The sequence below is a fragment of the Streptomyces sp. NPDC101166 genome (assembly GCF_044768125.1).
Classification (GTDB): Bacteria; Actinomycetota; Actinomycetes; order Streptomycetales; family Streptomycetaceae; genus Streptomyces.
On record NZ_JBIWPF010000001.1, the window covers coordinates 67,026 to 81,689 of the forward strand.

13 protein-coding genes and 1 pseudogene are annotated in these 14,664 nt (G+C 68.7%); 10 read left to right on the forward strand and 4 right to left on the reverse strand.

What is annotated here, in order from left to right:
* Positions 1–13: 13 nt before the first annotated feature.
* The 5 genes and pseudogenes from ACIRS4_RS00335 (at position 14) to ACIRS4_RS00355 (ending at position 3,660) form a co-directional block, all read left to right on the forward strand.
* Positions 14–652: a HEAT repeat domain-containing protein gene (locus tag ACIRS4_RS00335; protein ID WP_404187762.1), complete on the forward strand. Its 639-nt coding sequence runs from the start codon at positions 14–16 to the stop codon at positions 650–652.
* Positions 646–1,683, forward strand: a complete 1,038-nt coding sequence (locus tag ACIRS4_RS00340; protein WP_404187764.1) for a HEAT repeat domain-containing protein — start codon at positions 646–648, stop codon at positions 1,681–1,683. Before ACIRS4_RS00335 ends, ACIRS4_RS00340 begins: the two co-directional genes overlap by 7 nt.
* A gap of 83 nt (positions 1,684–1,766) precedes the next feature.
* Positions 1,767–2,633: a helix-turn-helix transcriptional regulator gene (locus ACIRS4_RS00345; protein ID WP_404187766.1), complete on the forward strand. Its 867-nt coding sequence runs from the start codon at positions 1,767–1,769 to the stop codon at positions 2,631–2,633.
* 65 nt (positions 2,634–2,698) lie between these two features.
* A pseudogene (locus ACIRS4_RS00350) lies at positions 2,699–2,890 on the forward strand (NADPH:quinone reductase); the annotation flags it as partial.
* A gap of 95 nt (positions 2,891–2,985) precedes the next feature.
* Positions 2,986–3,660 carry a zinc-binding alcohol dehydrogenase family protein gene (locus tag ACIRS4_RS00355; protein WP_404187769.1) on the forward strand — a complete coding sequence of 225 codons (675 nt, stop codon included), beginning with the start codon at positions 2,986–2,988 and terminating at the stop codon, positions 3,658–3,660.
* Positions 3,661–3,769: 109 nt separating this feature from the next.
* Here the strand turns inward: ACIRS4_RS00355 and ACIRS4_RS00360 are convergent, their stop codons facing one another.
* Positions 3,770–4,150: a hypothetical protein gene (locus ACIRS4_RS00360; protein ID WP_404187771.1), complete on the reverse strand. Its 381-nt coding sequence runs from the start codon at positions 4,148–4,150 to the stop codon at positions 3,770–3,772.
* Between the two features lie 259 nt (positions 4,151–4,409).
* Here ACIRS4_RS00360 and ACIRS4_RS00365 point away from each other — a divergent pair, with 259 nt between their 5' ends.
* Both ACIRS4_RS00365 and ACIRS4_RS00370 read left to right on the forward strand, forming a co-directional pair.
* Positions 4,410–5,336, forward strand: a complete 927-nt coding sequence (locus ACIRS4_RS00365) for a helix-turn-helix domain-containing protein (protein WP_404187773.1) — start codon at positions 4,410–4,412, stop codon at positions 5,334–5,336.
* Positions 5,337–5,449: 113 nt separating this feature from the next.
* Positions 5,450–5,785, forward strand: a complete 336-nt coding sequence (locus ACIRS4_RS00370) for a hypothetical protein (protein ID WP_404187775.1) — start codon at positions 5,450–5,452, stop codon at positions 5,783–5,785.
* A gap of 318 nt (positions 5,786–6,103) precedes the next feature.
* On the opposite strand, the gene ACIRS4_RS00375 is transcribed toward ACIRS4_RS00370, so the two are convergent.
* The gene (locus ACIRS4_RS00375; RefSeq protein ID WP_404187778.1) at positions 6,104–6,460 is read right to left on the reverse strand and encodes a darcynin family protein; all 357 of its coding nucleotides are present in this window, start codon (positions 6,458–6,460) and stop codon (positions 6,104–6,106) included.
* A gap of 419 nt (positions 6,461–6,879) precedes the next feature.
* On the opposite strand from ACIRS4_RS00375, the gene ACIRS4_RS00380 reads away from it, so the two are divergent.
* Positions 6,880–7,797, forward strand: a complete 918-nt coding sequence (locus ACIRS4_RS00380) for a class I SAM-dependent methyltransferase (protein ID WP_404187780.1) — start codon at positions 6,880–6,882, stop codon at positions 7,795–7,797.
* A 183-nt stretch (positions 7,798–7,980) separates the two neighbouring features.
* On the opposite strand, the gene ACIRS4_RS00385 is transcribed toward ACIRS4_RS00380, so the two are convergent.
* Positions 7,981–9,411, reverse strand: coding sequence for an endo-1,4-beta-xylanase (locus ACIRS4_RS00385; RefSeq protein WP_404187783.1), 1,431 nt, complete (start codon positions 9,409–9,411; stop codon positions 7,981–7,983).
* A 659-nt stretch (positions 9,412–10,070) separates the two neighbouring features.
* Between ACIRS4_RS00385 and ACIRS4_RS00390 the strand changes: the two genes are divergently transcribed.
* On the forward strand, positions 10,071–11,537 hold the full coding sequence (locus ACIRS4_RS00390) for a non-reducing end alpha-L-arabinofuranosidase family hydrolase (protein WP_404187786.1): 1,467 nt from the start codon (positions 10,071–10,073) through the stop codon (positions 11,535–11,537).
* Between the two features lie 108 nt (positions 11,538–11,645).
* Here the strand turns inward: ACIRS4_RS00390 and ACIRS4_RS00395 are convergent, their stop codons facing one another.
* Positions 11,646–12,269 (reverse strand): TetR/AcrR family transcriptional regulator, encoded by a 624-nt coding sequence (locus tag ACIRS4_RS00395; RefSeq protein ID WP_404187788.1) that lies wholly within the window; start codon positions 12,267–12,269, stop codon positions 11,646–11,648.
* A 169-nt stretch (positions 12,270–12,438) separates the two neighbouring features.
* On the opposite strand from ACIRS4_RS00395, the gene ACIRS4_RS00400 reads away from it, so the two are divergent.
* Entirely contained in the window at positions 12,439–14,643 is a 2,205-nt protein-coding gene (locus ACIRS4_RS00400) for an MMPL family transporter (protein ID WP_404187791.1), read from the forward strand.
* Positions 14,644–14,664 lie beyond the last annotated feature (21 nt).

The following is a 14,664-nucleotide window of genomic DNA, read 5'->3' on the forward strand; positions in this document are numbered from 1 at the left end:
GAACCCTGACCCTGTGTTCCTTGAGACGCTCGTCGAGCGGTGCGCCGTCGAACCGGACTTCTTCGTACGGGACATGCTGTCCTGGGCGCTGACCCGTCTCCCGCCGGAGATCACCCTGCCCCGGATCCGCCAGGAGCTCGCCTCCGAGCGTACCCAGGCCCGCAGCCAGGCGCTGCACACACTCTCCAAGATCGGGGACAAGGGCACGTGGAACTGGATCACCCGCGGCATGCTGCGGGACGCCGACGACGAGGTCGCGCGGACTGCGTGGCGCGTCGCGGTCGCCCTCGTGCCCGTGGGCGAGGAGAAGGGTTTGGGCGACGAACTGGTCCTGCAGCTCGGCCGTGGCGACCGAGATGTGCAGCTGAGTCTGAGCCGGGCCTTGGTCGACCTCGGTGACGTGATCGAGCCCGCCCTGGAGAGGGCCGCGGAGAGTTCCGACCCGGCGGTGGCCGCGCACGCCCGCGCCACCGAGCTGCTCCGGCAGAACCCGGAGACCGGTTTCGACGCGGCCCTCGACGAGGCTAAGCGCGTCGTCGCACTCGGCCCGAAACGAGCTGCCGCCGCCGCGGCTGTGCCGGCAGGCACCGAGCCTGCCGAGCCGATGGAGGCCGCGAAGGCTGCAGAGGCTTCGGAGGACGCGCATTGCTGATCGGCGATGTGGCCCGCCGCTCCGGGGTGAGCACCCGGATGCTCCGGCACTACGACGCCTTGGGGTTGGTGCGGCCCACGGGCCGCACTGTCGGTGGCTACCGCGAGTACTCCGCCGAGGACGTCCGCAGGATCTTCCACGTGGAGAGCCTGCGGTCCCTCGGGCTCTCGCTCAAGCAGGTCGGGCGCGCGCTGGAGGACCCGGCCTTCACGCCGTCCGACTTGGTCAGCGACCTCGTCCGGCAGACGGAGGACCGGCTGGCGCGAGAACAGGAGCTGCTCGAGCGGCTCCGGGCGATCGACGCGTCGGCGCCCACCGACTGGCAGGGAGTGCTGCGCATCGTCGAACTCATGCGGCAACTCAACTCGACCAGCGCCGCGCACAGACAGCGGGCCGTTCTCTCCCGGCCGGAGGACGCGCCGGTACCGGCCGAACTACTGGCCGGGGCAGTCCTGACCGAATCCGACCCGCACGTCGCAGGCGCCCTGCGCTGGGCGCTCGCCCGATCGGGCGGCGACGGCGTGGCGACGCTGCATGCCGGCATGCACTCCGAGGACGTCGGCATCCGGCGGCGCGCGGTGCTGGCGATCGCCGAGATTCCCGAGGCTCCGGGTGCTACGGCGGTGCTCACGGACGCCCTCGGGGACCCGGACCCCACGGTGCGCAGGCACGCTGCTCTGGCTCTGGGCAGACAGGGCGTGGCCGCGGCTGTGCCCACACTCATCAGCATGGTGGTGGAGGGCGCCAACGACGTGGACGCGGCGGAGGTTCTGGGAATGCTGTCCCTGGACCCCGGGTGCACGGACCGGATCATGACCGCCTTGGTCGACGAACTGGCCGCGCCCACCGCGGACTCCGCGACGCGGATCCGTCTTACCCAGGCTCTGGTCGAGATCGCGGGGACCACCGCGCAGGAGGTCCTTGGCCAACTGGCCCACGACGAGGACGGCGCTGTCGCCCTCGTCGCCTCGGCCCTTTTCGGGGTTCTCAAAGAGCGGTCCCTTGAGGGCCAAGCTGACGAGCATTCCTGAAAGCGCGCCCTGGACGAGGCATCAGCCGTGGCCTCTCAGTGGAACAGCCTTGTCGTGCGCGGACGTTGCCTAAGGTTGGCCTCATGGCCAGTGCTCACTCGTCCCTGTCCCGCGATGATCGTCGCACCGAGTTGCGGGAGTTCCTGCGCAGCCGCCGAGCCCGGGTCTCGCCTGCCGATGTCGGCATGCCCGACGGTGGCCGACGGCGCACGCCGGGCCTGCGGCGCGAGGAGGTCGCGGTGCTGGCAGGCGTCGGCGTGTCCTGGTACACGTGGCTGGAGCAGGGCCGCGACATCAAGGTGTCCGACCAGGTTCTCGACGCGATCGCCCGGGTGCTGTTGTTGGACTCCGCCGAGCACGCCCACTTGTACCGTCTGGCCGGGCTCAATCCGCCGCAGGCTTCCTCTGCGCCTTCGGCGGCGCCCTCGCCCGAGGCGCAGCGGCTGCTGGACGCCTGGTCGCCGCGGCCCGGCTACATCCGCGACCGCCACTGGAATTTCACCGCGGTCAACGACGCGGCGCGTGTGGTGTTCGGCTACCGCGAAAGCGACCACAACTGCCTGGTCTCCTTCTTCACCAACGTCCGTCACCGGGTGCTGCACCGGCACTGGGCCGACACCGCTCCTGATGTGGCCGCTGCCTTCAGGGCCGACGCGGCACGCTACCCGGACGATCCGGAGTTCGGCCGCATCGCCGCCGACCTCGCCGCGGTCAGCCCCGAATTCGCCGAGTTGTGGGCACGCCACGACGTGGCCGAGCACACCAGCGCGGTGAAGGCGGTCGACCACCCCGAGGCCGGGACGATGATCTTCGATGCCACGCTGTTGCCGCTGCCCGAGCAGCCCGGGCACCATCTGATCCTGCACAATCCGCGGCCCGGCACCGGCACCCGGCAGCGACTGGAGACGTTGATGGACCAGCCCAACGTGGTGGTGCCACACCCAGGATGAACGGGCACTGCCCGCCGTGCCGCTGTGCCCGCAGTATCGGTGACATGAACAACAGCAGCGCGCAGATGAAGGCAGTGACCATCCCCGAGTTCGGCGAAGCCGAGGTGCTCCGCGTCGACACCGTGACGATCCCCGAGCCCGGGCCGGGCCAGGTCGCCATCGACGTGGCCTACGCGGGCGCGAACTTTGCCGAGGTCCTCTACCGGCGCGGCGTGGTCGACGTGCCGCTGCCCTTCGTGCCCGGCATCGAGGTGGCCGGGCGGATCCGAGCCGTCGGCGAGGGCGTCGAGGATCTGGCTGTCGGGCAGCCGGTGGCCGCGCTCACGATCTCGGCAGTGGTGGATACGCCGAGGTGGTGGTCACCTCCGCGGACCTGGTCGCGCCGCTGGACGGCCTGGGCATCGGGATGGGTGTCGCCGCGGCGCTGCCGTCCAACAGCACCACCGCGTTCCTCGTACTCGACCGGGTGGCCCGGATCGAGCCCGGGGCAAGCGTTCTGGTCCATGCGGCGGCCGGCGGCGTGGGAAGCCAACTCGGGCAGGTCGCGCGGATGTTGGGTTCCGGTCGTGTGGTCGGCACCGTCGGCAGCGAAGCCAAGATCGAAACCGCCCGGAGCTTCGGCTACGACGAGGTGATCCTGCGGGACCGGATCGCCGACGCCGGCGAGTTCGACATCGTGGTGGACATGGTCGGCGGCCCGGCCCGCCGAGCGAGCCTGGACCGGCTGGCCCCGATGGGGCGCCTGGTGGTGATGGGCAACGCCTCGGACGCCGAGGACGTCGGCATCGCGGCCAACGAACTGTGGTTCACCAACAAGACCGTCTCCGGCTTCAACCTGGCCGCCTTCTCCGCCGCCTTCCCCCGGGAGGCGGGCCGGGCACTGCGCCGCGCGGTGGCGGCCGCAGCGAAGGGGGAACTGCTGGTGCAGGTTGACACCCTGCCTCTGGAGCAGGCCGCCGAGGCCCACCGCCGCATCGAGTCGGGCACGACCACCGGCAAGCTCGTGCTCGAGGCCGCGGCGCTCTGACTACGGCAGGCTCACACCTTGCCGGGGCCCGCCTGGGGCCTGGTGATCCCGAGAGCGCGGCCGCCATGCTCGCCGCGTTGGCCGCGCTCGTCGAGGGCGCCGACCTTCGTCAGACGACCTTCACGAAGTCGGTCGCAAAGCGCCGATCCGCCGTCCAGAGGACGCCCTGTACGTATCCCGGGCCTACCCACGTGGGCCAGGTGTGGTAATAAGTGTGGCCGGCCCACATGTAGATGTCCGGTGAACCGAAGCCACCCGCAGTCTTCGTGTTCCACCCGAGACGTCCATAGACTATAGGCCCGCCGGTCTTCGTGTAGATGACCTGGACAGCGCCTTGTGCATTGACAGGAGTAATGGCCACGCACAGTCGTCCGTTGCCGATGTCTTTGCACGTGTCCGACGCCTGTGCAGTGCTGTAGCCGAATGTGATGATCCCCGCCAGAACGGTGAGCAGCATGACAATGCGCTGCAGCCATCTCCGTTGCTTCATGTTCGCGGTTCCTCCTTGCTGTGGAATTCGTTCACTGCGCTGAAGTCAGGGCTCAACAGCCCTACTTGACGACACACCACGGGTTGTTGCAGATGACACACCTGCTGAATCATCACTGCGCAGAACTGACTTCCCTGACCGTAGGCGTGATCAGTGCCCCGGAAGCACCAACGCGCGCACGGTGACTCCCCAGTTCGTGCACGGTGCACGATGCGGCGGTAAGGTTTCCGCGCAAACAGGGGGATGGGGGCGAATCGGCATGACAGACCGCAAGGGTTCCCGCTTAAGAGGAACCGAGTCGTTCGAGGCAGTCGCCTCGGCCTTGTTCGCCCCGTTGCGGGTGACCGATCCAGGCCCGCTGGGTTTCGAAGCCGTGGTGGACCACACCGCCGTCGGCCCCGTGGTCGTCGCCCGTGTCCAGGCCTCCGCTGCGACGGTGACGCGGGACAACCACAGCATCACCTCCAGCGACGTGGAGTGGATGCATTTCACTCTGCACCACCAAGGCGTGGTCACGGCGATCCAGGGTGACCGGATCACGAAGGTGGAACCAGGAGAAGTGTTCGCCTGCGACAACACCCGGCCTTACCGGCTCATCGGTGCCGGCTCCAGTGACATGACCGTGCTCTGCGTTCCCCGGGCAAGTCTTGGCAGGCACGCGAACTCCATAAGCCTGCGCACGGCGCTCCCCATACCGACTCAGGGCGGGATCGGCGGACTCATCGGCCACGCTCTGTCCGCAGTGGGCGAGGACCTGCCCTGCCAGGGTGTGGCACGTACGTATCTGGCCGACGCGCTCACCGCACTCCTCCTCACCGCTTTCGCCGACACCACCCCCGAGCGGGCTCCGGTCGCCAGCGATCTCGTCGACCGTATTCGCGCCCACACACTGGCCCACCTTGGCGACTCCCGTCTCAGTGCGGAACGAGTCGCGCGCCAGCACCACATCTCGGTCCGGTACCTTCATGCGCTCTTCAAAGGCAGTGACCTGACCTTCGCCGCGTGGGTCCGACATGAGCGTCTGTCACGGATCCGCCGAGACCTTCTCGACCCCGCCTCCGCGGACATCTCCACAGCCGCGATCGCGGCACGATGGGGAGTACACGACACCAAACACCTCGGCAGGGCCCTGAAACGCGAGTTCGGGGAAACCCTCAACGACCTGCGCCGCGGGCGAAGGGATTGAGCTTGTGGGCACTTCGGCCTGAAGAGTGGCCGTCCGCCGGTTGAGTACGTGGCCCCGGCGATCTGAGTATGCGGACGGTGCTCGGGGGCCGGCCGCCCGGGTTGGCTTGGGGCATGAACGCATCCTCGTCCGCTCCCCCGGCCCCGGTGACACCCTCACGGGATTTCACCCGGCTTTGGGCCGCCCTGGCCGCCCTCCTGTTCCTGCCGGCGGCCGCGGCCGCCGGCGTCCTGACGCTGGCGTCGGAGCGGGCATCGCGCTGTGTGACGTACGGGGAGCAGTGTGCCTCCGGGTTGCCGGGGTGGCTGTTCGACTGGGGGGCCGGGATCGGTGCCGTGGCGCTGCTCATCGCTGTGGCCGCGCCGGACGTGCGGATCCGGCGGGCGGCACTCGCCGTCCAGGTCCTCGCCGAGTGCACAGCCCTGCTGGTCATCGTCAGCTACGCCTGACCTGCGGTCCGGCGGGGGCCGGTAGCACTTCGGCCAGCCGTTCGCCCGGTGCGCGGATGGTGCGCGAGGTGCCGGCCCACACTCGCCGCCAGACTCGTCGACGAGCCGGTCGAGGCCGCGGACGAGCAGGACGCCGCGAGTTGAGCTCGCACCCGACCCTTCCTCGGCAGTCGCCGCATTCGTCGACCGCGGGAGGTGTCACGGTGGAGGCGCCCGCAGGCCAAGCCGAGGACGAACGACCTTGACACCGCCCGAAGGTCGGCCGTGATCACGGCGCCGAGGAAGGGCCCCATCCAGTCGAAGCGATACAAAGACGGCTCAGCCGCGCTGGCCGGTTCGACGCTCGTAATCGGCGAAGCCGTCCTCGACCGTCGGGAGGACCAGCTCCACCCGGAAGTAGGGCACGCTCCACAGAGGGCTGTCGCGAAGACCCTCGAACAGATCGGACCACGAGGTCAGGTCGTTCGTCGTCGCGACCAGGACGTCGGACGGAGCGGCGGCCCATGCTTCGGCGTCGAACCACCGGACCTGGACGGCGTCGTGCTTGTCCAGCAACGGCTGCACATGATCGGCGATGATCTGCTGACGCTCGGGACGCCCCAGCGCGAGCCACGCCGGCAAGGCCGTGAGGTGGACGAATATGGTGAATTGCGGCTGCGGTTGAATGGCACTCATGCATCCCATTGTGGATCAACCGACGTCGGCGAGCACCCCCATTGGAATAGCCGCCCGGCCCATCGTCAAGGCGTCGAAGTGGAATCACCCGGTCCGTAGTGGTGTCAGTTATCGTCGACATTTCGCGGCCCTGCCCTACGACGCCGGCGGCAAGACCGTGCCTTCAGGTTTCCGGCTCGGCGTCAGCACCGGGGATGCCGCGCGGAACTCCACAAGGCGGTGCAGGGCGCGTTCCCGCGCCCCATGCCGACGTCCCCCGGGGCGGATGCGCTCTCCGGCCAGGGCGCAGGCGCAGTACCCGGCAGGTGGCCGAGCTGCTCGGCGCGGCTCATCCTTCACCTGATTGGACCTCGGCGTGTCCGACGTTGCCGAATGCAGCATCGCTTAGTTTGACGCCCATGGGGAAAAGTCAGATGTCAATGAGCATTCGGCAGCAGATCAAGCGCGCCGCCAAGCGTCAGGCGGTCGTTGCGAACAAGGCCTTCTCCCGGCTGGGAATCCTTGTCGCGCCACGTCATTACTATTCCTCCGCTCCGGACCTGCGCGGTCTGGCGGAAACACGTGAGGTGTGGCGTACCCCTTCCAGTCTTCCGGGCCTGCACATCGACCTCGATGAACAGATGGCCTGGCTCGAGAAGACATGTAAGCCGTTCGTCGATGAGTACCGCGGCAACAGGGTGTTCGAGGAGTCGGGCGACCTCGGCCCGGGATATGGCTATATCGAGGCGCAGGCCCTGCACGGGATTCTGCGCTCGCTGTCCCCCCGCCAGTACCTCGAAGTGGGCAGCGGAGTTTCCACGCATATCGCACTGCAGGCACTCGCCCGCAACGCCAAGGACGGCCATCCGGGCACGGTGACCTGCATCGAACCGTACCCGCGCGACTGGCTGTCCCAGGACGCCCGCGTTCGTCTGCACCGCGTACCGGTCCAGACCGTCGACCTGACGGCGTTCACCTCCCTGACCGCAGGTGATGTGCTGTTCGTGGACTCGTCCCACGTGGTGAAGCCTGGTTCGGACGTGAACTTCCTCGTTCTGGAGGTCTTCCCGCGTCTCGCACCGGGCGTCATCGTCCACGTGCATGACATCTACCTGCCGTACGACTATCAATGTGACCTGCTGGACAGCGTGTTGCACTGGGCGGAGACCTCGCTCGTGCGGGCTTTCCTGGCGAACAACAGCCGTGCCCGGATCCTCGCGTGCATGTCCCACCTGCACTATGAGAGGACCGACCATATGCGGGCGGTCTTCCCGGACTACCGGCCGGCTCCGCATCGTGACGGTCTCCTGGCCGGGGAGGGGCATTTCCCTGCCTCGCTCTGGTTCGAGATCTGCTGAGGCCTGTTGCGCAGCAAGACTCGCTGATCACCACGGCCGCAGTGCGCAGCTCACTGCGGCCGTGGTGACGCGCGGAGCGCGTCCGCGCACGAGCAGCAGCCCGGGCTTCAAGGTCTCGGGCCCGCTCTGCCCCCTACCGAAGGCCGGTGGTTCGCGGTGCGCGGCCCACCGCGGTGGGACGCCTCAGGTGCGGGTCCAGCGTTGGCTGCTGCTGTTCGAGCATGAGGAGAGCTGGATCAGGGTGCCGTTGGCGGTGCCGCCCGCTGCGGTGTCGAGGCAGAGGCCGGACTGGACGCCGGCGATGGTTCCGTCGGAGTTGAGGCGCCACTTCTGGTTGTCGCCGCCCCAGCAGCCGTAGATCTGGACTTTGGTGCCGTTGCCGGTGCCGGCGGCGTCCAGGCACTTGTTGCCGTAGACCCTGAGCTCGCCGGCGGCGGTGTACGTCCACTGCTGGTTGGTGCCGTTGTGGCAGTCCCACAGCTGGAGCTGGGTACCGTCGGTGGTGCTGGTGCCGGGCACGTCCAGGCAGCGGCCCGAGCCGACGCCCTTGATCGGCCGGGAATCCGAAGGCGGCGTGGAAGTGCCGCCGTTGAGTGCGTTGAGGACGGCGGTGTAGGCGGGCTTCTTGCTGCCGTCGCGGTTGAACAGCAACGGCGTGTGCTCCGGTCGCCAGGAGTCGCTGTCGCGCACACCCCAGACGGTGATACCGAGGCAGCGCGGGACAGCCAGACAGTCGTTGGTGACGTTGGCGTAGGTCGTGCCCGAGGCTCCCTGGATGTCGAGTTCGGTGATGGCGACGTCGACGCCGAGGGCGGCGAAGCTTTGCAGTGTGGTGCGGAAGTTGCTGTTGTAGGGGCTGTCGTTGTTGAAGTGCGACTGGAAGCCGACGCAGTCGATCGGCACGCCGCGCTGCTTGAAGTCTCGGACCATGGCGTACACGGCCTGCGTCTTGGCCCAGGTCCAGTTCTCGATGTTGTAGTCGTTGTAGCAGAGCTTGGCGGCCGGGTCGGCGGCGCGCGCGCTGCGGAAGGCGACCTCGATCCAGTCGTTGCCGGTGCGTTGCAGGTTGGAGTCGCGCCGGGCTCCCGAACTGCCGTCGGCGAAGGCCTCGTTCACGACGTCCCACTGGACGATCTTGCCCTTGTAGTGGGCCATCACGCCGTTGATGTGGCCGATCATCGCCTGGCGCAGTGTGCTGCCGCTGAGGCTCTGCATCCAGCCGGGCTGCTGGGAATGCCAGGCCAGGGTGTGCCCGCGCACCTGCTTGCCGTTCTGCACCGCCCAGTTGTAGACGCGGTCACCGGCGGTGAAGTTGAACTGGCCCCGCTGCGGTTCGGTGGCGTCGATCTTCATCTCGTTCTCGGCCGTCACCGAGTTGAACTCACGGCCTGCGATCGTCGTGTACGCCGAGTCGCCCAGCCTGCCCGAGGCGATGGCGGTGCCGAAGTAGCGGCCGCTCTGCGCCGCCGCGGCACCGAGCGTGGTCTCGGCGGCGTGTGCGGTCGGCAGTGCGACGAGTGTGGCGACCGCACTGAGAACGCCGACGAGCGGCGTCAGCAGCAGACCGCGGGTCTTCTGACGGACAACGGGTTGGGGAAGGGCGTGCGAGCCCATGATCGTTCCTCCAAGGTAGAAATCCCGGAAGGGCTGACGCGCAGGGGGTGCCCCGCCGGCTCCCACTCGCCGAACGGGCGGGGCCGGCCGGAGCCCCGGCCGCACGCGAAGTACCGGACACCGCGGCCGTGGGACCGGGCTCTCCCACAGCGCGAAGAGCCCGGATGCGCTCGCGCGAAGCTCACCGGAACGTGACGGGGTGGCCCAGGTGCTTCCGTGCGCGAATCTGTCGTGCGGCTGCGCGTGGATCCGCTGTGCAGCACAGATTCCCCTGAGCCGGTTCGAATCTCGGACCATGACCGGTTTCTCAGACAGGGAGATTGAGGTATCCGCGATGCATCGTCAATACTCGCCGCACAGAAATTTCCGATCTCGCCACGAAACTTTCGGGGATCACGTCAACTGGAAGGCGACCCACGGCGAGCTGAACGGAGAGTTCGGGGGCGCTTCCGGACGGCGTGACAGCCCGTCAAGCCCGAAGGGGAGGCGCTGTTTGTGGACAGATCGGTGACAGGCCTTGACCAGAGGGCCCCGCATTCCTAGCTTGTGGCGTCAGAGCTTCCGGGAATCATTCGAAACGTTTCGAGAGTGTCCCTGCCTCGGCACGTTCCCTCAGCGGTTCGGGGTCACCTCACCCCCGCCCCCGAAGGAGGCCCTTGATGCGGTTCCGCCACCCGTCCCCGGTCAGTCCGAGACGATTACTCGCCATCCTCGCACCCTTGCTGCTCGTGACCACCTTCCTCGGCGCCCAGCCCGCCGGCGCGGCGACCATAGACCCCAACGCCTCGTATGTGCTGGTCAACCGCAACAGCGGCAAGGCCTTGGCCGTCTCCGACATGGCGACCAACGACGGCGCCCGCATCACCCAGTGGACCAGGACCGATCAGAACCAGCAGCAGTGGCAGTTCGTCGATTCCGGGGGCGGCTACTACCGCATCAAGTCCCGCCACTCGGGCAAAGTGCTGGACGTCTACAACTGGTCCACCGCGAACGGGGGCTCGATCGTCCAGTGGGCCGACCTGAACGCCACCAACCAGCAGTGGCGGCTGGCCGACAGCTCGGACGGCTATCTGAGGATCGTCTCGCGCCACAGCAGCAAGGCCCTCGAAGTGCAGGGCGCCTCCACCGCCGACAACGCCAACGTCGTCCAGTACGACGACTGGGGCGGCGCCAACCAGCAGTGGCAGCTCGTCAGGGTCGGCGCCGACACCCCAGGCCCGTGCGATCTCCCGTCGGCATACCGCTGGGCATCGACGGGCGCGCTGGCGCAGCCCAAGTCGGGGTGGGTGTCGCTCAAGGACTTCACCGTCGTCCCCTACAACGGCAGGCAGCTCGTCTATGCGACGACGCACGACACCGGGACGCGTTGGGGGTCGATGAACTTCGGCCTGTTCACCAACTGGTCGGACATGGCCTCGGCCGGGCAGAACACGATGTCGACGTCCACCGTCGCGCCCACGCTCTTCTATTTCGCGCCGAAGAACATCTGGGTGCTCGCCTACCAGTGGGGCGGGACCGCCTTCTCCTACCGGACGTCGAGCGACCCCACCAACCCGAATGGCTGGTCGTCTCAGCAGGTGCTCTTCTCCGGCAGCATCGGCGGGTCCGGAACGGGGCCCATCGACCAGACGCTCATCGGTGACGGGACGAACATGTACCTGTTCTTCGCCGGTGACAACGGCAAGGTCTATCGGGCCAGTATGCCGATCGGGAACTTCCCGGGCAGCTTCGGCTCCACCTCGACCGTGGTCATGAGCGACACGACGAACAACCTGTTCGAAGCCCCGCAGGTCTACAAGCTGCAGGGCCAGAACCGCTACCTCATGATCGTCGAGGCGATCGGCGCGCGGGGCCGCTACTTCCGGTCGTTCACGGCCACCAGTCTGAACGGCTCCTGGACACCCCAGGCCGCGACCGAGGGCAATCCCTTCGCCGGCAAGGCCAACAGCGGCGCCACGTGGACCAACGACATCAGCCACGGCGAACTGATCCGCACCGGCCCCGATCAGACCATGACCGTCGACCCCTGCCGGCTGCAGTTGCTCTACCAGGGACGCAGCCCCGACTCCGGCGGCGACTACGGCCTCCTGCCCTACCGTCCCGGTCTGCTGACACTGCAGCGCTGACGGCGTCTCACGAGTCCGACCGCGACGCACGACCGCGTACCCGGTGGGCCCGGCCTTGTGCCGAGCCCACCGCACCGGTTCCTCATGGGCCCGAGGGCCTGAGGTTGCTCACGACCGGTCGTGAGAGCCGATCTCCCGCAGGATGCCGAAGGCCTGCGGCAACGGCGCGGGGCCGTCGTCCGTGATGCCGGACGCGCGGCGCGCGCGTCGCGTCCGCAGCACCGCACGCACCGCGGACAGCGCGGCGCAGGCGATCACTGCCGCCTTGAGGTCGGCGTCCGGCGTGTCCGGAGGCAGTCTGCGCCGGACGAGGGCGGTCAGCCGCTCCTCGAAGTCGGAGAAGGCCTGCACGAGGCGGGACGTGATGACGTTCTCGAGGCCTTCCAGCGGGTGGCTGAGCGCGGTCAGGGTGGACGCGGTGAACGGCTTGACCGCTTCCAGCAGGGCGTTGCACACCGCGTCCAGCGGCTCCTCGTCCGCCGGACGGCGCTCCAGCGCGTTCTCGACGTAGGTGAAGACCTCGAGGCCGTCGGGCAGCAGCAGCGCTTCCTTGCTCTCGAAGTAGCGAAAGAACGTACGGACGGACACGTTCGCGTGGGCGGCGATGTCCGCGACGGTGGTGTCCTCGAACCCGCGCTCCTTGAACAGCCGGGCGGCCCCTTCCAGCAGGAGGCGTCGCGTCTCCTCCTTCTTGCGTTCACGCAGTCCGGCGGGGGTGATCTCACTCGGCATGCATCGAAGCCTCGGCCATGGTGTCGCGCCTGTCAATCGACGCCCGGCGCCCCGCTGAGCTGTGCGGATGCTGGACGCCGCAGAGAAAGTGGCACGACTGACAATTGTCACGCATGCCACTTCTGCTCTAGTGTGCGCCTCGTTGACGACCCCTCCCTGGGAGGCCACCGTGCCCCGACCCGCACAACACCCCTCGGCGCCGACGGCCTCGTCCACCGACACGGGATCACCGGACGACCGCGCTCCGCTGTCCAGCGCACTCGGCCGGCTCGGCGGCTTCTGCGCCCGGCATCCGGCCGCGGTCATCGCCGGCTGGCTGCTGATCCTCATGGCCTCCCTGATGGGGCGGCATCTCGCCTCGCCCACCTTCAGCGACCAGGTCGACCTGCCCGGAACCGCCTCCGACCGGGGCGCCGAACTCCTCGCCGCCTCCATGCCCCAGGCGGGCCGGCCCAACGGAAAGATCGTCTTCCACGCCGGCACCGGCACCGTGGCCGACCGGCGCTCGGCCGTCGACCTGACCCTGGCCGACCTGCGCGGCCTGCCGCACGTCACCGCCGCCTCCCCTCCCGTGACCAGTGACGACGGGCGGACGGCGTACACCACCGTCTCCTTCGACGTGCAGCTGAAGAACCTGGGCCACGGCTACACCGAGCGGCTCGACACCGCCACAGGGCCGGCCCGCGCGGCCGGACTCGGCGTCGCCTACGGCGGTGACCTCGAACAGGTGGTCCGGGAACCGGCCGACGACAGGCTGAGCGAGGGCGTGGGCCTCGCCACCGCCCTCGTCATCCTCCTGCTGGCCTTCGGCAGTGTCCTCGCCGCGCTGCTGCCGTTGGTCACCGCACTGATCAGCGTGGGCGTCGGGCTCAGCCTGGTGGGCCTCGTCGCGGCCGTTCTCTCCTTCGCCACCTCGTCGATGACCCTCGCCGGCATGATCGGCCTGGGCGTGGGCGTCGACTACGCCCTCTTCCTGACGACGCGCTTCCGTCAGGACCTCGTCGACGGGCGCGATCCGATCGACGCCGCGGCCCGTACGGCGCACACCAGCGGGCGCGCCGTCCTCATCGCCGGCGCGACCGTGGCCGTCGCCATGCTGAGCCTGTACGCGTCAGGGCTGAACTTCATCGGCAAGATCGGGCTGGCGGGCACCCTCGCCGTCGTCGTCACCGCCGGCGCCGCCGTCACCCTGGTCCCGGCGGCCCTGGGCCTGGTCGGCAGGCGTATCGATCGGCTCCGGCTGCGCCGTCCCGTCGCCGAGAGCGGCGGGACGCACGACGGCTGGCGACGCTACGCGCACCTCGTCTCCCGACGTCCGTGGACGTTCCTGGTCGCCGGTCTCGCCGTCCTCGGCGTCTGCTCCGCGCCGATGCTGTCGATGCGCCTCGGTCACGTCGACGCGGGCGCGGACCGACCCGGAAGCAGCACTCGGACCGCGTACGACTGGATCACGCAGGCCGACGGGCCGGGCTTCGGTGCGGGAGCGAACGGCCCGGTCGTCACCGTGATCGACGTCAGCGGCGCGCGCACGCCCGTCGCCCGCGTCTCCGCCGACGTGAGAGCAGCCTTGACGGACACTCACGGTGTCGCGTCCTTCTCCCCCCTCAAGGCCAGCACCGACAAGAAGATCCTCCTCACCACCGTCATCCCGGCCACGGGCCCGCAGGACGCCGCGACCGGCGCCCTGCTCGACACCCTCTCCGGGCAAACCCTGCCCAGGACGCTCCACGGCACGGGCGCCCACGCCTACCTCACCGGCCCCGTGGCCGGGCAGGCCGACTTCCGCGACACGGTCGCCGACAGGCTGCCGGTCATCGTCGCCACCGTGCTGATCCTGGCGTTCCTGCTGCTGATGACGGTGTTCCGCAGCGTCGTGATCCCCCTCAAGGCCGTCGTTCTCAACCTCTTCACCACGGCCGCGTCCTACGGTGTGCTCGTCGCGTGCTTCCAGTGGGGCTGGGGCGACTCGCTGCTGGGGCTGTCGGAGCCCGTGCCCATCGAGTCGTACGTCCCCATGATGATGTTCGCGATCGTCTTCGGCCTGTCGATGGACTACGAGATCTTCCTTCTCTCCCGCATCGCCGAGGCCTGGCACCGCACGGGCGACAACCGGCTCGCGGTGGGAGAGGGACTGTCCGCCACCGCCCGCGTGATCTCCGCCGCCGCGTTCATCATGACGGCGGTGTTCCTCTCCTTCACCGCGTCGCCGACCGTGGTCGTGAAGATGTTCGCCCTCGGACTGGCGATCAGCGTGATCCTCGACGCCACCATGGTGCGCCTGGTCCTGGTGCCGTCCGCCATGTTCCTGATGGGCCGGGCCAACTGGTGGATACCCCGCCGGCTCGACCGCGTACTCCCCCGCCTGCACGCCTGACTCCGCGACCCCACCTACCGA